The sequence below is a fragment of the Rhodococcus sp. MH15 genome, assembly GCF_019266045.1.
GTDB lineage: Bacteria > Actinomycetota > Actinomycetes > Mycobacteriales > Mycobacteriaceae > Rhodococcus_F > Rhodococcus_F qingshengii.
This window is the reverse complement of the sequence record NZ_LPNP01000080.1, coordinates 316,978-335,085: the sequence shown is the minus strand read 5'-3', so window position 1 is coordinate 335,085 and position 18,108 is coordinate 316,978. Positions and strand designations below refer to the sequence as shown.

Below are 18,108 nucleotides of genomic sequence, written 5' to 3'. Positions count from 1 at the left end.
ACATGAGCAACCTCCGTAGGCGCGCAGCCTGGATCACTGTTCCCGCTGCCGCCGCACTCCTGCTCACCGCGTGCTCCAACGACGCGGAATCCGCAACGCCCAGCAGTTCTACGACGTCCACGAGCGTTGTTGCCGAACAGGGCGATCAACTCGAATCCAACAAGACCGTCGTCACGGACTTCTACGAACTGGCGTTCAACGGCCGTCAGGTACAGCAAGCCGCCGACCGGTACCTTGGCGACGTCTACATCCAACACAACCCCACCGCCGCCGATGGGGCAGCCGGATTTGTCAGCGGCATAGGCGGTTACGTCGAGGCCACACCCGGATTGCATGCCGAGATCACTCGCGTTTTCGCCGAAGGCGATCTGGTTGCCCTCCAGTCCCACACCACGTCTGCACCCGGCGACCGCGGCCAGGCGGTATTCGACATCTTCCGCGTCGACAACGGCAAGATCGTCGAACACTGGGATGCCATTCAAGACGTGCCGGAAACGTCCGCGAATCCGAACACGATGTTCGACGGACCCACCTCGTCGCCGTCCAAGTCGTCAGAAGTCTTGGAGCGCAACACGGCCAACGCGTTGACGTTCCTGCAGCTCGCCTTCAACGAAGGCAAAGCCGCCGAGGCTGCCGACCAGCTGGTCGGTCCGACCTACACCCAGCACAACCCCTCGTTCGCTGACGGCAAGGACGCATTTGTCACCGCACTGGCCGGGATCGAACCCGTTACCGGAGACAAGGCCACCAAGTTTCCACGGACGGTAGCCGAGGGCGACTTCGTCTTTGTTCAGACCTTCGCTTCGTCCGGTGAGGGAACGGCCGGCAGCGGCTCGATGGACATCTTCCGATTCGACGAGAACGGCAAAATCGTCGAGCATTGGGACGCCGTCCAGGACTACCCGTCGACGACTGCAAGCGGCAACACCGTGTGGGACGACGGTCGCTGAGACGACAACTCCGAACAGTTCAGAGAGGGATGCGGATCAGCCGACGTTGATTCGTTCTGTGTCGCCGTCGTAGTAGTCCAACAATCTCTGATCCATCACCCGGCGCCACAGCGGTGGAATCCACGCGATCACGATCATCACTGCGTAGCCGGCCGGAAGTTGCGGCGCTTCGGCCGCGCTACGCAGACTTTGGTACCGCAGCTTCGGGTTGGCGTGGTGATCGCTGTGCCGCTGCAGTTGGTAGAGAAACAGATTGCTCACGACGTGATCGCTGTTCCAACTGTCAGCGGGGCTGCAGCGAACGTACGAGCCGTCGGCACGCTTGCCACGCAGCAGGCCGTAATGCTCGAGGTAGTTCGCGGCTTCGAGGAAGGTGAATCCGGCAACTGCCTGCAGCAGGAGCCAGGGCGCGACCTCCCAACCGAAGATACCGATCAGCGTCGCGAAGAGGACAACACTCATCGCCCAAGCGTTGAGAATATTGTTCTCGAAGCTCCAGGTTCGTTTGCCTTTCCTCTGGAGTCGAGCGCTCTCGATGCGCCATGCCGAACGCAGCCCGCCGAACACACTTCGTGGCAAGAACCTCCAGAAGCTCTCACCGAACCGTGAGCTGGCCGGGTCCTGCGGAGTAGCTACACGCACATGGTGGCCGAAATTGTGTTCCACGTAGAAGTGCCCGTACAGAGATTGCGCAAGCGCCACTTTCGCGAGCCACTGTTCGATCTTCTCGCTCTTGTGGCCGAGCTCGTGGGCCGCGTTGATACCGACGCCGGCGACGACGCCCACCGTGAACGACATCGCGATCTTCTCCGCGATTCCCATCGGAGCGTTGATCCAGCACCAGCAGGCGAAGACCAGACCGGCGTATTGCAAGGGGAGGAACGCGTAAGTGCACCAGCGGTAGTAGCGGTCCTTCTGCAGTCGTGGGATCGCATCGTCCGGCGGACTTTCGCCGTCTTCACCGGCCAGCATGTCGATGATCGGGATGACGATGACCAGTAGCCACGCGCCGGTCGCCCAGAACAATCCGAGACGAAGGTTGTCGACGAGAAACCAGGAGATGAACGGGCTGAGTGGAATCAGCAATCCGAGCGGCCACAGGTACCTCTTGCGGTCGCGCCAGCGCGGATTTTCGCCGGACGGCGAGTCGGTGTTCTGGACAGCGTTCGATTCGGTACGCCGTGCGTCGGAAGTCGCTGTCATTCGCCGATCTCGCCTTTCGTCCCCTCGAACGATTCGCCCCACGCACCGTTCACGCTCAGCAAACCAGAACTAATGTCCGGACGGGTATGGTCCCGAAATCCAGAGCGCCCTGCTCGAAAGACGGCACGAGCGCTTGTACTCACCAAAAACTCCCCCGCACATCACTGCTCACCCCGACAGTAGATACGGACAAAATACCCCACGGATCTGCGGGGATGGCGACCACCTCCGCACGTCGCCGAGGATCGATGATCCCTGCCAAGGCAAGGTTGAACCGCGTCGCCCTCGTCGAAGTAACGGTAACCGGCAGTGACAGAAATCATAAGCAGAGGACAGGATTTCCGCTCGTAGTGGCGACCAAAAAGACTGCGCGCCCTCAACTGGTCAGTTGCGGGCACGCAGTGAAAAGGTGAGCAAGCGTCAGAGCGTTGCAAACACCTTCGTTTTCACTTCGTTCAGCCAACCGTTCGCGGTCACGAAGTCTGTGACGCTCGACTGCAATCCGAAGACGTGCCCGGCCTGCGCCGCCGGCAGCCTCGTGAAGAGGTTGTCGTCGAGGACCGCCTGAACCGCCGCACTGGTCGACCCGTCCGCGTTCAGCGGATACAGCACGACCGTTACGCCGTTCAGGATGTCGGCCAACTGCTCCATCGGATAGGACGCGTATCCGGCATCGGTGTAATTGGTCGGAACACCGGGCCCGTACGCCAATCCGAGTTCGTTGACCACCAAATTGCCGATCGCACCGGTGGGCTGCTGAACCGAGAAAGCGCCGGGCGCGTCTCCGAGTGAAATGTGAATCCACTTGTTGGTCGCGATCACGTCGGCGTACTCGCCACGGACACGTTCGAGATTCTCTTCGTAAGCAGTCCGCGTCGACTCGAGCACGTCGGTCTTGCCAATTGCCTCAGCAAGCTCGGTGGTGATCTTCTTCCAGTCGCCTCGGCTCTCTCCCTTGACGATGACGGTGGGTGCAATGCCGGACAGACGGTCGAACGCCGCTTGGTCCACCTCGTCGGCGTCGCCGACAATGATGTCGGGATCCGCCGCAGCGATCGCTTCGAAGTTCATTTCCCCGAAAGGCCCGATGGTCGGGAGCCCGTCGACGAAGGCCTGCTGCTCCGGCGTGAATTCACTGATCCACTTGCCGTAGTCCTGCACAGCAGCCGGTTTCACTCCGAGGGACATGAGCTGCCAAGGAGTGTCGTACGACGCGGCGACGACGCGCTCAGGTGAAACCGGCACCTCAATGTCCCCGTACGCCGACGCGACGGTCCGGACGTCCGTCTGCTCGGAGTCGGCCGACGACGAGGAACAGCCGGTCACCACCATCGCACCTACGACGGCAACCGCCGCCGCTGCGATGACTCTGGAACCGAAAGAAAATGATCGAATTGCGCGCACGCAGAACTCCTACAGGGTGATTGTTTAGCCAACCCTAATTTCATTCTGCGGCACGGCACAAGTCCGATCGAGGCGCTTAGAGTCGCTGTTCGGACTAGTCCTGTAGCCAATCGGTCATTGGCGCGCGCGGATGATCGATCAGGCTTGCAAACTCCCCCGGTGTCACGCCCATCGTTCGACGAAAAGCCGCACCGAACGCGCTTTCGGAACGAAAACCCGGCTTCCGCGCCACAAACGAGATGCTTCGACCGAGTGCCAGAAGTTGCATCGCGTGATGAGCCCGCAATCGCATACGCCATTCCGAGAAGGTCAATCCGGTCTCGGCCGGAAACCTTCGTGTGAGAGTCCTCGTACTGACCTTCGCGTCGGTGGCCCACTCCTCGACCGATCGGGTGTCGGCCGGGCTGGCGACCAACTGATCTGCGATCTGCCGAAGCCACGGCGTCGTCGGCAGCGGTACATCGAAAATCAGTCGCGGAACGGGTTCGACGAGGTCGATGGCAAACGCCTCGGCTCGTCGACGAGCCGCGTCGGTCAGGTCGTCTCGGGTGAGGTGATCGAGTACTTGTTCGAGCAGCGGAGGAGTGGACAAGGCCACCACGCGATCCAACCCGGTCACATCGGATGCCACCAACCACGTGCACGACAATTCTGTGCCGCTGCGCGCCGTCACCTCGTGGGGAACAAAGGACGGGATCCACAGACTGACTCCGCTCGGCACCGTGTACACAGTCTCCGGAGTACGGACCTCGAGAACACCGTCGATCGCCCACAGCAATTCGTGATCGCTGTGGCGGTGCATCTCCCACGTGAAGTCGGAATCGACGGCCAGCCGATTGGTCGCCAACCGCAAGTACCCGTCGGCACTGACGCGCAGCGGTCGAACGACGCGTTGCCACTCGGACAGTTCGTCGAGCGGACTGCTGATCGGGTAGTCGATCTGCTCGCTCACCGCAGCGTCGACAGTTCGGGATGTCCGAACAGGCCAGGCAACCCACCGGTGTGCAGGAAGACCGTTTTTGATCCCGCCGTGATGGCTTCGTCCTTCATGAGTTGGATCAATCCCGCAAAGGCTCGGCCGGTGTACGTCGGGTCGAGGAAGATGCCCTCAGTACGAGCCAAACATCGGATCGCGCCGGCTGATGCTTCCGTGAGCGTCGAATATCCTTGTCCAACTTGGTTTCGCAGGATCTGAAGATCTGCGGCTCGCGCGGTCGGACCAGGCATATCGTCCAACAACCCAGCGACAGTCGACACCGGGTCGGCAACAGCCCCGACGTCGACGCCCACAACTCTGTCGACGCCCAGATGCGCGACAAGGCCTGCCATCGTTCCACCCGATCCGAGTGCAACCACGACGCGATCGACGCCGGCGAGTTGCTGTTCGATCTCGCGTGCGCAGTCCACGTATCCCTGCGCAGCCACCGCGCTGGTACCACCGAAGGGAATGACAAAAGGTACACCGCCCGAGTCCGCGACGGCCTGCACCGCGGCGTCGAGCGCGGATGCCGTGTCCGCACCGGCCCAGACGATCTCAGCGCCCGCGAGTGCATCCAGAACGAGATTTCCCTGCGCGGATTCCGGCTCGGCACCACCGAGCACCAGCACACAACGCAATCCCAAACGGGCTGCTGCCGACGCAGTCAAGCGAGCGTGATTGCTTTGCGGTGCACCGGTAGTGATCAGAGTCGTCGCGCCGACGGCCAAAGCCTGAGCGCAGGTGTACTGCAGCTTTCGGATCTTGTTGCCGCCGCCGCCCAGGCCAGTGACGTCGTCACGTTTGATCCACAGATCTTCCGGCCCCAATCCGAGTGCCTGCGCGCAACGCGCCAGAGGTTCGACGGGCGTCGGCCAACTGCCCAAGCTGATCGGCGGAACGGCGGAACTCAACATTTGACGAGTCTAGTTCGACCGTGCACCTACAGGCTGGGCTCGCATACAGTCGGGACATGGGAACTTTCACGACGACCACACGTGATGTACCGCTGACCGTCAGCCGACCGGATTCGCCGAGTGAACCGAGACATGCGGTAGTAGTTCTCCAAGAAGCGTGGGGCGTGAACCAACACATCGAGAGCATCCTCGAACGCCTCGCCGATGCCGGCTACCTTGCCGTCGCCCCGCATCTCTACCACCGCGGCGCACAGACCTCCTTCACCGACTTCCCGTCCGCGAAGGATGCGCTCATGGCACTCGACAGCACAAGCATCGGCCACGACGTACGTGCCGCCGTCGACTACAGCCGATCCGAGGGAGCAGACAAAGTCGGCTCCCTCGGATTCTGCATGGGCGGCACCGCATCCCTGTGGTGTGCCGCCGTACCCCTCGTCGATTCCGCTGTCACGTACTACGGTGGCGGCGTTGCAGAAGCCCGATGGGATGGGATTGCCGCAGGCACCGAACTTGCAGCGCAACTGCAGGTCCCGTGGCTCGGTCACTACGGCGACCTCGATCCGAGTATCCCGCCGGAGAGCGTCGAGCAATTGCGCGCAACCGCGTCCGATCTCGCCCGGGTGTACCGCTATGCCGACGCCGGCCACGCGTTCAACAACGACACTTCGACCAGCCACTACGCCCCGGATTCTGCTGCCCTCGCCTGGACCCGCACTATGGAGTTTTTCGCCGAAACCCTGTGATTGCCAATGTAAGTCAGGGAACCCGCTTGACCACCGTGCCGGTGATCTCGTCCTGAACCTGTTCAGCCGTTACCGCTCGACTCTGCGCCCGACGTGATCGGGTGAAGTAGTAGATGCCGATCACGGCAAGAACAAACGGCACCCCGAACACCAAGGTCATCTTGAAATCCTCGACCCACAATGTCGTGACGAGGATCGCGACCATGAGGACACCACCCAGTATCGTCCCCACCGGGAAGAACGGAATCGTGAACGAGAGGGTTCGTCCTTCGCTTGCCATCCGCTTGCGAAAGAACCAGTGCGTCACGAAGATCAGCAGCCACGTCGCCATCGCCCCGAACATCGACAGCGAGATCATCAAGGTGAATGCCTGCTCGGGAAAGAGCACGTAGACGATGGTTGCGACGGCGATACCCGACGTCGACAGCAGCAAGGCATTGACCGGTGAGCCGTTGGCCCTGACCTTGCCGAGAATGGCCGGCGCGTCACCAGCACGGGAGAGCGAGAACATCATTCGCGAAGACACGTACAGCTGACTGTTCATCGCGGACAGCGCGGCGATGATCACCACGAAGTTCAGCACACTGTCTGCGCCCGGAATCTTCACAACCTGCATCACCGTGACGAAGGGACTTCCGCCGCTCAAGATCTTGTCCATCGGAGCGATTGCCAGAATCAGGGCAAGCGTTGCGATGTAGAAGACGAACAGTCGGACGATCGTCACACGGAACGCCTTCTTCACCGCCACCGCGGGGTTTTCCGCCTCACCGGCTGCAATGGCGATCATCTCGATGCTCAAGTAGCTGAAGATCGATACGATCACGGCAAACCACATGCCGGACAAACCATTCGGGAAGAATCCGCCACCGGCCGTGTAGTTGTGAAATCCGTAGTCCGGGTTCCCGCTACCGAACACTACGTACGCTGCCATCACGATGAACGCCACGATCGCGAAGACCTTGATCGTCGAGAACCAGTACTCCATCGTTCCGAAGGCCTTGACGTTGAACATGTTCACGCCGACCAGCACTCCGGAGAACAACACGATCCACAGCCATGACGGTACGTCGGCGAACCAGAACTGCATATATTCACCGATTGCGGTGACCTCGGTACCGACCGCGAGGACGATGCACGACCAGTAGAGATAGCGAACGAGGAAGCCGATCAACGGTCCGACGTAGAACTCTGCGTACGCACCGAACGAACCTGATGTCGCATGTGCAACAGTCATTTCGGCGAGGGCACCCATCAGCAGGAGGGCGATCAACCCGCCGATCGCGTAACTGATGATGACGCTCGGGCCGGCAAATCCGATGGCGAACTTACTGCCGAGGAAGAGTCCGGTGCCGATTGCACCGCCGAGCGCGATCATGCTCATCTGCTTGGGGCCGAGTTCGCGTTTGAGACCTGATTCTCGCTGCTGAATGTTTTTGAAATCACTCATGAAAGCTCCTTGCGAAAGGCGGTACCTCCCGGTCCGCGGAAACTTGGAAGAATCAGGTGACTGCGTCGCGCTCGCGGAATTCGGGGCGATCCCAGGACTTGTTCTCGAGGATGCCTCGCAACACGTCGACGGCGTTCCACACGTCGGCGTATCCGAGATAGAGCGGAGTGATACCGAACCTCAGCACTCCTGGTTCGCGGTAGTCGCCGATGACGCCCCGCGCGATGAGAGCCTTCATGATGGAATAGCCCTCGGGATGAACAAAACTCACGTGCGAGCCACGACGCTCGTGCTCGCGCGGCGTGATCAACTCCAAACCGTAGGCAGCGCAACGCTCCTCGACGAGGCTGATGAAGAGATCGGCCAGCGCGAGCGACTTGCTGCGGATGTCGGCCATGTCAGCTTTGAGCATGATGTCGAGACCACATTCGACGAGAGACAACGACGTGATGGGTTGAGTACCACTCAGAAACCGTCGTATTCCTGCGCCCGGTTCGTAGGCCGACTCCATCGCGAACGGTCGCGCGTGCCCCCACCACCCGGACAGCGGCTGGATTCCGGTGTTCTGATGGCGACGGTTGACCCAGATGAATGCAGGTGAACCCGGACCGCCATTGAGGTACTTGTACGTACACCCGACCGCGAAGTCGGCGTCGGCACCGCTCAGATCGACAGTGACGGCGCCGGCCGAGTGTGCGAGATCCCAGATCATGAGGGCGCCACGTTCCTGCACTGCTGCAGTGACTTCCGTCATCGCATACAGGTTTCCGGTGCGGTAGTTGACGTGCGACAACATCACTACGGCGGTGTCCGGTCCTACTGCTTCGGTGAGGTCGCCCGGTTGGTCGATCAGGCGTAGTTCGTATCCCTGATCGAGCAGCGAGATGATGCCCTCCGCAATGTAGAGGTCAGTGGGGAAATTGTCGCGCTCGGAGACGATCACCTTCCGGCTGGGATCCTGTGCAGCCGCGATGGACAGCGCGGAGGCCAATGCCTTGAACAGGTTGATCGACGTCGAATCCGTTACTACCACTTCGCCTTCACCTGCTCCCAGCAACGGGGCAAGTTTGTCACCGAGGCGGACCGGGAGGTCGAACCATCCAGCCTCGTTCCAACTGCGAACCAAGCCGTTGCCCCACTCGTCGCCGATCACTCTCGCGGCGCATTCCTGCGCGGCAATGGGACGCGCGCCGAGCGAGTTTCCGTCGAAGTAGAGAACGCCCTCCGGAATCGCGAACTCGCGGCGGAACTCCCTCAGGGGATCCACTGCGTCGGCCTTGACGCAGTCTTCCAACGAAAGTGTGGTTGTCGATGTCATGACGATTCTTCTCCTGCATGTGTCGGCGTTGAGGGTGATGAAGGCAGAGTCCGGAGCACGGCCCGTACCGGGCTGGCATCGAGGTCGAGGAACTTCAGCGGCAGTGCGATCAACTCGTAGTAGCCTTCGTCGACGTCGTCGAGGCAAAGTCCTTCGAGGATCGCGACGCTACGATCGCTTGCCGCGTGGTGCCCGTCCATGGTCTTGCTGTCCATCGGATCGAACGAGGCGCCGTCGATTCCGATCAGAACTCCACCGCGGTCGGCGAACCAGTGGGTCAGCTCCGGAGATACACCGGCGAAGTCGTTGTCCCACTCGCGTGGGTACTTCGGGTACGTCCTCAGAATCAGCCGTTGCGGCAGATGGCCGCCGAGTCGCTCCACCGTCTCTTCGACGGGCCTGATGCAGGCGGCACCGTCGACCCCCGTCATGTCGACCACCAGTGCTTCGCCGAGATAGGGCTCGAGGGGAACGGAACCAATGGTCGCGCCGTCGATGCGAGTGTGCGCCGGCGCATCGGCATGAGCACCGATATGAGGAGTGGTGGTGATTCGGTTGATGGTGACGGCGTCACTGCCGCCGAGGTCGGACGTGACAGCCCGGTTGAAGGCGGTATCACCTGGCCACACGGGCGTCGATTCGGAGATCGGCGGGCTGATGTCGATCAACCGCGCCCTCCAGTCGCCCGTGTGTCCGTCGCCCGCGTGTCGGCCGATCCTCGGAAGCATCCAGACCCCTTCGTCGCAACAGTCGACTGTGTAGATCTCGACCGTTTGATAATTCGATGTGTTTGGCAAAAGCTAGAATCATCGACGGGCGCGGTCAATAGTTGCTGAATATTTTCGCGACGGCAGGGAGAAATCGGATGATTAATGCGATCGAACGGGCGGCAGCCGCGGCTCGGCCGAATCATGTTCGGCTCGACGACGTCGATACAGCGATTCTCCGCGAACTCGTCCGGGATGCACGCATCCCCAACAACGCACTCGCCGAGAAGGTCGGGATAGCGCCGTCGACCGCTCTGGCGCGGATGCGCGCTCTACGCGAATCGGGCGTCATCAAGGGGTTTCACGCAGACATAGACCTCGAGCTACTCGGCCTCGAGATCTCGGCGATGGTGTCGATTCTGATTCACTCCCACGCCAGAAGTCGAATGACGGAAATTGCCGAGCACCTGAGCGGATTGGATTCCGTTCAGCGAGTGTTCCTGATGAGTGGGGACCGTGATCTCCTGGTACACGTGTCGTGTGAATCCCCCACTCGGCTTCGCGATTTCGTCAGCGCGCACCTCAACGATCCGGCCATCGCCAATACCCAGACCAACCTGATCTTCAGCGAACTGAGTCAAGGCGGCTGAACTGCAGCTGTCGCCAAGGCGTCTTCGAGTGCTTCCGAGATCGGCACCTCGATTCGAACTTCTCCCCACTAGAGTCGAACGGCATGTTGCCACTCGGGTTGTCCATGCTCTGGGAATCGGTGGAGCCGGAAGCCGCATTGAAGCAGCGATTCGGATTCAACAGCTTCCGCGCAGCCACCCATTGGGTCTCGGCGGTACTCGAGCAGACTTGGGGATTGACGGCCCTCGAATGCTCGCGAATGGCGATCAGTGACCAGAACGCGATCGTGTGGGTTGCGAGCGACCGCGGTGGGCTGGTGGTGAAGTGGTCGCGCGCCACAGAGCGCTTCGCGAACCTGGAGGCGTCGACGCGCCTGCTGAGCGCACTCGCCGCGCAGGGCGTGCCCGTTCCGTCACCAATCACGTCCCTGAACGGATTGGACCGGGAAACACTGTTGGACCGGGAAACACTGGAAGGGCCTTCGTGCGCAGTGTCGTTCACCGTACTGCCGGAGTTGGCGGGAGATTGGTTGGACGTGCAGGACCGCGCGGCGGTCCGTTCGGCAGGAGCATGTCTGGCAGAAATACACCGAACGCTCGGCGCCACCCATGTCGACGGATCGGTGTTCTCGTCGCGCAGCACCGGGTTGAAGGAGCGCATCGGTGGTTGGCTGGAGAATTTCGACCGCGGGTTCGCGCCTGAGGCAACGCGTAGGCTCACGAATCTCTTGGCGCGGGCGTCCGAGCTCGATGACCGAACTCAACTGGTACACAACGACTTCCGTGCAGCCAACATCTTGACTCGAAACTCTCGGACCACCGGAGTACTCGACTTCGACGACGTGGTGATCGACCACCGGGTGAGCGACCTGGCCAAGGCAAGCGTCTATCTGGGCACCCTGTTCACCGATTGGCGACCGACACCGATCGCGGTACGGCAGAGCCTGCGCGCCGGCTACGAATCCGTCCGTCCCCTCAGCCGATCCGAGACAGAATGGTTCGAGATCCTCGAACTGTGGCACGGCCTGATGGCGATCCCGGGTGAGAACGACACCGCCGGTTGGGCATCAGCGTTGTGACAAAAGTGGGGACGCCGGTACCGGCGTCCCCACTTCGCTTCTGACCACATCAGGATCCGGCGCGGATCCATTCTTCGAGATGCGGCGCCTCGGTACCGATCGTCGTGCCGTCGCCGTGACCGGTGTGAACCTTGGTCTCGGCGGGGAGCGCGAACAGCTTGTCGCGAATGGACCCGATGATGGTCGGGAAGTCTGAGTACGACCGCCCCGTTGCGCCGGGTCCACCGGAGAACAAGGTGTCGCCGCTGAACAGTTCCCCCGCCTCGGGCAGGTAGAGGCAGGTCGACCCCGGGGAATGGCCCGGTGTGTGGATGGCCAGAATGTCCGTACCCGCCACAGCAATACGCTGATCATCTTCCAAGCTCAGATGCTTCACCCCGGGGTGAGTCATCTCCCAGAGGACATCGTCGGCCGGGTTCAGGTAGATCGGAGCGTCGAGTTTCTCGGCCAGCTCCGGTGCAACGGTGACGTGGTCGTTGTGGCCGTGGGTGCAGACGATTCCGATCACCTTGCGTCCACCGACAGCGTCGATGATCGGCTGCGCGGTGTGAGCTGCGTCGACGATCACCACTTCGTTGTCGTCACCGATCAGCCAGATGTTGTTGTCGACGTCCCATGTTCCGCCGTCGAGGCTGAACGTGCCCGAGGTGACGACGCGATCGACTCGCAATGTCACAGGACCACCACCGAACGGAGAACCTCGCCGCGGTGCATCGTCTCGAATGCCTTCTCCACCTCGTCGAGCTTGATGCGCTCGCTGACGAACTTCTCGAGCGGCAGACGCCCCTGCTGGTACAGGTCGACCAGAACGGGGAAGTCACGCTCGGGCAGGCAGTCGCCGTACCACGACGACTTGAGGGCTCCGCCGCGCGAGAAGAAGTCCACCAGAGGCATTTCCAGCTTCATGTCCGGCGTCGGAACTCCCACCAGCACTACGGTTCCCGCGAGGTCGCGGGCGTAGAACGCCTGCTTCCAGGTCTCGGGACGGCCGACTGCGTCGACAACCACGTCGGCACCGAAACCTCCGGTCAGCTCCTGGACTGCTTCGACGACGTCGTCGACCTCGGTGGCATTGATCGTGTGCGTGGCACCAAGTTCCGTGGCCCACTCCAGCTTTCGTGGATCCCGGTCGATGGCGATGATGGTATTGGCACCGGCCAGGCGTGAACCCATGATCGCTGCGTCGCCGACGCCGCCACACCCGATCACGGCCACCGAATCACCGCGTCCGACGTTGCCGGTGTTCATCGCGGCACCCATGCCGGCCATGACGCCGCAACCGAGCAGTCCGACGACAGCCGGATCGGCCGAGGCGTCGACCTTGGTGCACTGGCCTTCGTGAACCAGCGTCTTGTCTGCGAATGCGCCGATGCCGAGTGCCGGCGTCAGTTCGGTGCCGTCTTCGAGCGTCATCTTCTGCTCGGCGTTGAACGTGTCGAAGCAGTACTGCGGGCGGCCACGCTTACACGCACGACACTGCCCGCATACGGCACGCCAGTTGAGGACGACGAAGTCGCCCACCTCGACGTGAGTGACACCGGGGCCGACGCTCTCGACGATGCCCGACGCCTCGTGCCCGAGCAGGAACGGGTACTCGTCGTTGATTCCGCCGTCGCGGTAGGTCAGGTCGGTGTGGCACACACCGCACGCTGCAATGGCGACCACTACCTCGTTGGCGCCGGGATCGGGGATCGTGATGGGGACGATTTCGACGGGGGCACCCTTGGATCGGGCGATGACGCCGCGTACCTGCTGTGGCATGGCTTTGCTCCTGGCTTCGTGCGATTGAGGACGTGTCGTCACATGGCGCCGTGTTTTCACATTGCGATATGTGCACTCGTTGAAAGGTTAGCCCGAAGTAGGTGCCCGCAACCCTGGTCGAACTGACTGACCGACCTGGCCGAAAGGACTAGGGTGCAGGCTTCACGCCGGCCTCGGCGCCCGCGGCGGCCGCCGCACCCCGACTCTCGACGCCCAATTTTCGCAGGACCCCGGCAACATGAAACTTGACTGTGCTCTCACTGACGCCGAGTCGCTCCGAGATTGCCTTGTTGCGCCGTCCGGCCACCAGATGCTCGAGTACCTCGAACTCCCGCGGAGCCAGTTCCGTCAGGACGTCGCGGTTCGGTAGGGCGACGGGCGCGTCGAGCGGGATGGTTGCGCTGATCCGGTTCCCCCACCCGGGCGTCGACTCGGATTCGACGGTTCCACCCAAAGTCTCTACCCTCGAACGTAATTGGCGTTCCACGTCGATCACGTCGGCTTCACCACCACCGTCGTCGCGGATGTCGATCGAGAGCGAAGCCGCGTCGAGGGTCCAGGCCACCCGGATTCGCGAGAGCGTCTGCTGATCCGACAAGGCCAAGACCGCGCCGCGGACGACCGCGCGGGCGCCGTGCGCCACTTCACCGGGTAACCCACGCCCGTCGACGGGTGGCTCCACCAACTCCAACGCGATTTCCCGATGCTTGAGCAGCGAACGCAATTCCCCACGCATCCGCGCAAAAGCGGTGGTGGTCGACTCCTCGGCCAACTCGCGGTGCACGTCGACGGCCGAACGCAGGCCGATCAGGGCCGAAGCCGCAGTCTCCCTGGCCGAGGTTCGAGCACGCGTGTCGTCGAGATCCGCCGAGCGCAGCGTCGCCAGCATCGTCTCGAGGGTGGCCGCATGCACCTCCGTCATCTCTGCCACGGTGCGTGCACGCTCGGACGACGCTGCCCGCGACTCGGCGAGATATGCCGGACTCGCGTTCCGCACCTGGAGCTGAATTCCGGTTGCAGTCACCGCGAACAGTGCCTGGATCAATTCGAGGGATGCCGCCTTCACCGGTCCGGGGTGTGGCGTCAGCACGAGGAGGGTGTCTGTTCGATCGAGCATCGCGAGCACTTCACGGTCTCGGCCGGCGATAGCGCACTTTCCCCGAAATATCTGTCCGACAGTGAGATCCGTACGGATACGGTCGAGTTCGGCGATGGTCACACGATCGACGACAGCTGGATCCCCGGCAACCTTGCGCGGCCTACCGGTGCACTCACGGGTGAAGATCACCAGAGAGGTGTGCGGCGCCATGTCCGCGATCAGCGTCGAAAATCGTCGGCCGATTTCGGGAAGTGGTCCCACCAACACGTCTCGAAGGGCGGTGATCAGTAGCGCATTGTCGGTGGTGCTCACCGTTCAACGATAACCATCCGGTTCACTGGTGCAGCGTGGTCTTCATGAGCATCACGTTGTAGTCGGACCACGTGGTGGCGAGAAAGTAGAGGTCCTGCCCCTGCGACCAGGGGTGCATGTACGCGCCGTAGAGTCCCGGAACCTCGTCGGTGCCGATCACTACGTCGGGTGCACTCCACGGACCGGTCAGGTCCGACGCCGTCCGCAGCACCAGCGCTCCCCACTCGTTGGAGTACATCGCGACGAACTTGCCGAGATAGTTGTTGTACTGCACCGACAGTTCGCTGACATCCCCGTCGAGAACTACCGCCGCGGCAGCGGGATTGTTGGGGACCCATGCCTTTCCGTCCCAGTATTCGTACGCCGCGACGTCCGCGATGGAGGCTTCCTTGACCCGCGAAAGGCGCCCCTCGCCGAAACGTCCCGCGGGGGTACCGAAGTTGTAGACGTAACCACCGTCTTTGACGAAGGACCCCATCTGGAAGTTGTCGTTACCCGTCAACGGCAGATTGGGCCGGGACGAGGCCGGTTCGACCTGCCAGGTCTCACCGTTATCGTGTGAGGACGCGATCTGCGAGAAGTTGGTGACCCACTCGCCCGACCCTCCCCACGAGCGGATCGACATGTAATTGACGTATTGAACGCCACCCACCGAGATACCCGTCGTCGGAATGCTGCTGGTTTCGACGCCGGTGACTTTCAGACTTCCGATGATCTCGCGCGAGTGATTCGGTCGGTCGGTCGGTGAGGAGTCGATGTTCATGCCGTCGGACAGATTTCCGTCGGAGCTACGGAACAGGACGTTGCTGCGCCAGTCGCCGACCACCCCGGAGCACAGAGGGTCAGATCCGATACCGACGGTGTCACCGAAAGCTGTCAGGACCTGACCTGCGCCGTTGTCCCACATGATGCCCAGATCCGTGCCGAGAACGTTGAACCGCTCGACGGTTTGGTTGGGGCTCAGCGCGCCCGTGATGTACTCGACCGCCGAGGTGCGGCCTTGCAATTCCGGCAGTTTGCCATCCGTGCCGTTGAGCCAGGGAATCGGATTGGTCGGCCCACCTGATTGATCCAAGCTCCCGGTGACATTGCAATCCCACGGGGATGCATTGGCCTGGGTCGCCCCCAAGACCGCGGTCGACGCGAGTACACACGTCACTGCTGCTGTCGATATCTTCCGCATCCGGCGCATCGCTCCCCTTTCGCGGGGGAGATCCGGACTCTACGAGGTGTGTTGCTCGACCGGATCGGTTCATCCACCCACGAGAACACAAGGTAACAGGTAAATCGGTCAATCAGGACAAAACGGGCTTATTCGGTGGAGATGGATTTCAACCATTTCTCCATCACGGCTGCGGCAATCTCGAGCCCCTGCGACTCGGCTGCACTCAACTGCTGCATGAAGATGCGCGGACCGTCCGCTCCCAGCGAAGCATGCAGCGAATCGCGGTACTCGGCCAGTTCCATCCATTCGCGCGCCACCGCGGAGGACGCTTCGAGGTGAAACTGAACGGCGTAACTCTGCTTGTATCGGAAGAGTTGATTCGGATACTTGGCTGAACCAGCGAGCCGCACCGCGCCGTTCGGAATGTCGAAGGTATCCGAATGCCATTGCATTGCAGGAAATGTGGAGGGCAGATCTCCCCACACGGGATCTTGCCGGCCCTCGACAGTCAAGGTGATCTCCTCAACTCCGACTTCAGGCACAGCGCCCGTGTAGACGCGAGCACCCAGCGCCGCGGCGAGCAACTGCGAACCCAGACACACTCCCCACACCGGGACGTCGCTCTCGACCAGATCGCGAATGTATTCGATCTCGGATGCCAACCACTCGACCTCGCCCTGATCGCCGACGCCCATCGGCCCGCCCATCACGATCACGGCGTCGAACCGTCGATGCGCAGGAAGCGGGTCGGTGCCCAGAAGAACAGTCTGCACGTCTCCGTAGCTCTCCAGGACAGGCGAATACGCCGCTGGGGGTTCACACTGCGCGTGTCGTAGTTCCAGAAAATGCATGTAGGCAATTCCTCTCGAATCCGGTGCCGAAAGCCTATGGTTCTATTCGACATAAGGCACATCGACGGCGTCGGATGTGCTCTGCGCTCGAATCTCCGCTTTCATCGCCCCTTTACCGACAAGGAACGTTTGTGCGCGCACCACACCTCTTTTCGACATCGATTCGCCCGCCCTCAACTGCCGTTCGCATCGGACTCAGCGCATTCGCCTTGGCGTCACTTGCCGCGTGCTCAGGAACAAGCACCGACAGCGAGGCCGAATCAACATCCACCGCGACCACCACTGCAACCTCGACAACTCAACCCACGACGACTCGGGCTCCATTGACCACCTCGGTGATCGGTACGACGAATTCTCCACTGGCCACGACCCCAGTCGCCGCGGAAGTGACGCCCGCTGCAGCTCCCGCGATCATGCCCAACGTCGTGTGCATGAATCTTCAAGACGCGCAGGACACCATTCAGTCGGCCGGAGTCTTCTTCTCCAGAAGTGCTGACGCAACCGGCGCGGGTCGACGCCAACTGGTCGATTCCAACTGGATTGTCGTCGATCAGACACCCTCTGCCGGAAGTCCTTTCGGGGAAATCGAAGCCGTGCTCTCGGCCGTGAAGATCGGCGAACCGAACCCTTGCTGATCGACTGAGTTTTCGAACTTCGCAATTCCGGGAACGCTGCGCCTTACTTGACAACCACCTCCGATCTCCTTCACTGTAGTCAACATTACGAGTATCCAATATATTGGATGCGAAAGGTTGGATTGCAATATGAAGGTGCAACGAATACGGCAGAGCGTCAACTCTCCGGCGGCCATGAGCGACCCCGTCATCGGAATACTCGGAGGCATGGGGCCCGCCGCTACTGCCGACTTCTACTCCAAACTCGTTGCGCTGACACCAGGTTCGACGGATCAGGAGCACCCCAAAGTTGTCATCTGGGCCGATCCCACCGTTCCCGACCGGACATTGGCACTCACCGAGAACGGCCCTGACCCCACCCCCTGGCTGATCCGCGGTGCGCGCGTTCTCCGAGAGTCGGGTGCGACGACGCTCGCCATCCCATGCAATACCGCCCACGCCTTCCTGCCCGCCATCTCGTCCCAACTGGGACTTCCCGTCGTCCACATGATCGACGAAGTCGCTCGGCACATCCGGACGCTCTCACCCGCCGTCACATCCGTCGGACTATTGGCCACCACGGGGACGGTCCGCACCGGGTTGTATCAACAATGGCTGTCGGAATACTCGATTGACGTCCTGGTGCCCGGACCTGCGATCCAGGACGAACTGGTGATGCCGGCGATCCGAGCAATCAAGAGCGGCAACGTCGGAGACGAGACCACCGACAAGCTCGTCAGGGCCGCTGATCTTCTCGTCGAATCGGGCGCGCAGGTCGTCGTGGCCGGGTGCACCGAGATTCCGCTCGGACTGCCCGCCGACGCCACAACCTGTCAGATCATCGATCCGGCAACAATTCTCGCCCGCGCTCTGCTCCGGCGGGTTGCAGATGCCCGGAGACACCCTTGGATGGTCGTTTCGGGCTGACCTGCA

At 61.7% G+C, this 18,108-nt stretch carries 18 protein-coding genes; 6 read left to right on the top strand and 12 right to left on the bottom strand.

Annotated features, from left to right (window positions below; all coding sequences use genetic code 11):
- The first annotated feature begins 2 nt into the window (after positions 1 to 2).
- Positions 3 to 950: a nuclear transport factor 2 family protein gene (locus tag ATN37_RS24365; protein ID WP_003943020.1), complete on the top strand. Its 948-nt coding sequence runs from the start codon at positions 3 to 5 to the stop codon at positions 948 to 950.
- Positions 951 to 986: 36 nt separating this feature from the next.
- On the opposite strand, the gene ATN37_RS24360 is transcribed toward ATN37_RS24365, so the two are convergent.
- The 4 genes from ATN37_RS24360 to ATN37_RS24345 form a co-directional block, all read right to left on the bottom strand.
- On the bottom strand, positions 987 to 2,153 hold the full coding sequence (locus ATN37_RS24360; protein ID WP_030536015.1) for an alkane 1-monooxygenase: 1,167 nt from the start codon (positions 2,151 to 2,153) through the stop codon (positions 987 to 989).
- Positions 2,154 to 2,573: 420 nt separating this feature from the next.
- Entirely contained in the window at positions 2,574 to 3,557 is a 984-nt protein-coding gene (locus ATN37_RS24355; RefSeq protein ID WP_030536016.1) for an ABC transporter substrate-binding protein, read from the bottom strand.
- 94 nt (positions 3,558 to 3,651) lie between these two features.
- Positions 3,652 to 4,509, bottom strand: a complete 858-nt coding sequence (locus tag ATN37_RS24350) for an AraC family transcriptional regulator (RefSeq protein ID WP_218695711.1) — start codon at positions 4,507 to 4,509, stop codon at positions 3,652 to 3,654.
- Positions 4,506 to 5,450: a D-cysteine desulfhydrase family protein gene (locus tag ATN37_RS24345; protein WP_081558530.1), complete on the bottom strand. Its 945-nt coding sequence runs from the start codon at positions 5,448 to 5,450 to the stop codon at positions 4,506 to 4,508. Before ATN37_RS24345 ends, ATN37_RS24350 begins: the two co-directional genes overlap by 4 nt.
- A gap of 56 nt (positions 5,451 to 5,506) precedes the next feature.
- Between ATN37_RS24345 and ATN37_RS24340 the strand changes: the two genes are divergently transcribed.
- Positions 5,507 to 6,193, top strand: a complete 687-nt coding sequence (locus ATN37_RS24340) for a dienelactone hydrolase family protein (protein ID WP_019745675.1) — start codon at positions 5,507 to 5,509, stop codon at positions 6,191 to 6,193.
- A gap of 13 nt (positions 6,194 to 6,206) precedes the next feature.
- Here the strand turns inward: ATN37_RS24340 and ATN37_RS24335 are convergent, their stop codons facing one another.
- Genes ATN37_RS24335 through kynB form a run of 3 tightly spaced genes read right to left on the bottom strand, consistent with a single transcriptional unit; the run spans position 6,207 to position 9,686 of the window.
- Positions 6,207 to 7,640: an amino acid permease gene (locus tag ATN37_RS24335; RefSeq protein WP_218695710.1), complete on the bottom strand. Its 1,434-nt coding sequence runs from the start codon at positions 7,638 to 7,640 to the stop codon at positions 6,207 to 6,209.
- Between the two features lie 52 nt (positions 7,641 to 7,692).
- A complete protein-coding gene (gene kynU, locus ATN37_RS24330; RefSeq protein WP_063315571.1) occupies positions 7,693 to 8,958 on the bottom strand; it encodes a kynureninase in 1,266 nt (421 codons plus the stop codon).
- On the bottom strand, positions 8,955 to 9,686 hold the full coding sequence (gene kynB, locus ATN37_RS24325) for an arylformamidase (RefSeq protein WP_063315570.1): 732 nt from the start codon (positions 9,684 to 9,686) through the stop codon (positions 8,955 to 8,957). The genes kynU and kynB overlap by 4 nt, the downstream gene beginning before the upstream one ends.
- Positions 9,687 to 9,823: 137 nt before the next feature.
- Between kynB and ATN37_RS24320 the strand changes: the two genes are divergently transcribed.
- On the top strand, positions 9,824 to 10,315 hold the full coding sequence (locus tag ATN37_RS24320; protein WP_007730865.1) for an Lrp/AsnC family transcriptional regulator: 492 nt from the start codon (positions 9,824 to 9,826) through the stop codon (positions 10,313 to 10,315).
- Positions 10,316 to 10,398: 83 nt separating this feature from the next.
- Positions 10,399 to 11,373, top strand: coding sequence for a phosphotransferase enzyme family protein (locus ATN37_RS24315; protein WP_218695709.1), 975 nt, complete (start codon positions 10,399 to 10,401; stop codon positions 11,371 to 11,373).
- A 49-nt stretch (positions 11,374 to 11,422) separates the two neighbouring features.
- Here ATN37_RS24315 and ATN37_RS24310 read toward each other — a convergent pair whose 3' ends face one another.
- The 5 genes from ATN37_RS24310 to ATN37_RS24290 form a co-directional block, all read right to left on the bottom strand.
- Positions 11,423 to 12,049 (bottom strand): MBL fold metallo-hydrolase, encoded by a 627-nt coding sequence (locus ATN37_RS24310; RefSeq protein ID WP_007730862.1) that lies wholly within the window; start codon positions 12,047 to 12,049, stop codon positions 11,423 to 11,425.
- The gene (locus tag ATN37_RS24305; protein ID WP_007730860.1) at positions 12,046 to 13,134 is read right to left on the bottom strand and encodes an S-(hydroxymethyl)mycothiol dehydrogenase; all 1,089 of its coding nucleotides are present in this window, start codon (positions 13,132 to 13,134) and stop codon (positions 12,046 to 12,048) included. The genes ATN37_RS24310 and ATN37_RS24305 overlap by 4 nt, the downstream gene beginning before the upstream one ends.
- A gap of 148 nt (positions 13,135 to 13,282) precedes the next feature.
- Positions 13,283 to 14,545 (bottom strand): response regulator transcription factor family protein, encoded by a 1,263-nt coding sequence (locus tag ATN37_RS24300; protein ID WP_003943037.1) that lies wholly within the window; start codon positions 14,543 to 14,545, stop codon positions 13,283 to 13,285.
- 22 nt (positions 14,546 to 14,567) lie between these two features.
- On the bottom strand, positions 14,568 to 15,737 hold the full coding sequence (locus ATN37_RS24295; protein ID WP_058226906.1) for a DUF4185 domain-containing protein: 1,170 nt from the start codon (positions 15,735 to 15,737) through the stop codon (positions 14,568 to 14,570).
- 119 nt (positions 15,738 to 15,856) lie between these two features.
- Entirely contained in the window at positions 15,857 to 16,483 is a 627-nt protein-coding gene (locus tag ATN37_RS24290; protein WP_007730853.1) for a type 1 glutamine amidotransferase, read from the bottom strand.
- Between the two features lie 209 nt (positions 16,484 to 16,692).
- Between ATN37_RS24290 and ATN37_RS24285 the strand changes: the two genes are divergently transcribed.
- Both ATN37_RS24285 and ATN37_RS24280 read left to right on the top strand, forming a co-directional pair.
- A complete protein-coding gene (locus ATN37_RS24285) occupies positions 16,693 to 17,196 on the top strand; it encodes a PASTA domain-containing protein (RefSeq protein ID WP_054827219.1) in 504 nt (167 codons plus the stop codon).
- 174 nt (positions 17,197 to 17,370) lie between these two features.
- Positions 17,371 to 18,102: an aspartate/glutamate racemase family protein gene (locus ATN37_RS24280; protein WP_218695708.1), complete on the top strand. Its 732-nt coding sequence runs from the start codon at positions 17,371 to 17,373 to the stop codon at positions 18,100 to 18,102.
- Positions 18,103 to 18,108: the final 6 nt, after the last annotated feature.

Coding starts and splice junctions, on each gene's coding strand:
- ATN37_RS24365 (WP_003943020.1), top strand. CDS start 3: ATGAGCAACCTCCGTAGGCGCGCAGCCTGGATCACTGTTCCCGCTGCC.
- ATN37_RS24360 (WP_030536015.1), bottom strand. CDS start 2,153: ATGACAGCGACTTCCGACGCACGGCGTACCGAATCGAACGCTGTCCAG.
- ATN37_RS24345 (WP_081558530.1), bottom strand. CDS start 5,450: ATGTTGAGTTCCGCCGTTCCGCCGATCAGCTTGGGCAGTTGGCCGACG.
- ATN37_RS24340 (WP_019745675.1), top strand. CDS start 5,507: ATGGGAACTTTCACGACGACCACACGTGATGTACCGCTGACCGTCAGC.
- ATN37_RS24335 (WP_218695710.1), bottom strand. CDS start 7,640: ATGAGTGATTTCAAAAACATTCAGCAGCGAGAATCAGGTCTCAAACGC.
- kynU (WP_063315571.1), bottom strand. CDS start 8,958: ATGACATCGACAACCACACTTTCGTTGGAAGACTGCGTCAAGGCCGAC.
- kynB (WP_063315570.1), bottom strand. CDS start 9,686: ATGCTTCCGAGGATCGGCCGACACGCGGGCGACGGACACACGGGCGAC.
- ATN37_RS24320 (WP_007730865.1), top strand. CDS start 9,824: ATGATTAATGCGATCGAACGGGCGGCAGCCGCGGCTCGGCCGAATCAT.
- ATN37_RS24315 (WP_218695709.1), top strand. CDS start 10,399: ATGTTGCCACTCGGGTTGTCCATGCTCTGGGAATCGGTGGAGCCGGAA.
- ATN37_RS24305 (WP_007730860.1), bottom strand. CDS start 13,134: ATGCCACAGCAGGTACGCGGCGTCATCGCCCGATCCAAGGGTGCCCCC.
- ATN37_RS24295 (WP_058226906.1), bottom strand. CDS start 15,737: ATGCGCCGGATGCGGAAGATATCGACAGCAGCAGTGACGTGTGTACTC.
- ATN37_RS24280 (WP_218695708.1), top strand. CDS start 17,371: ATGAGCGACCCCGTCATCGGAATACTCGGAGGCATGGGGCCCGCCGCT.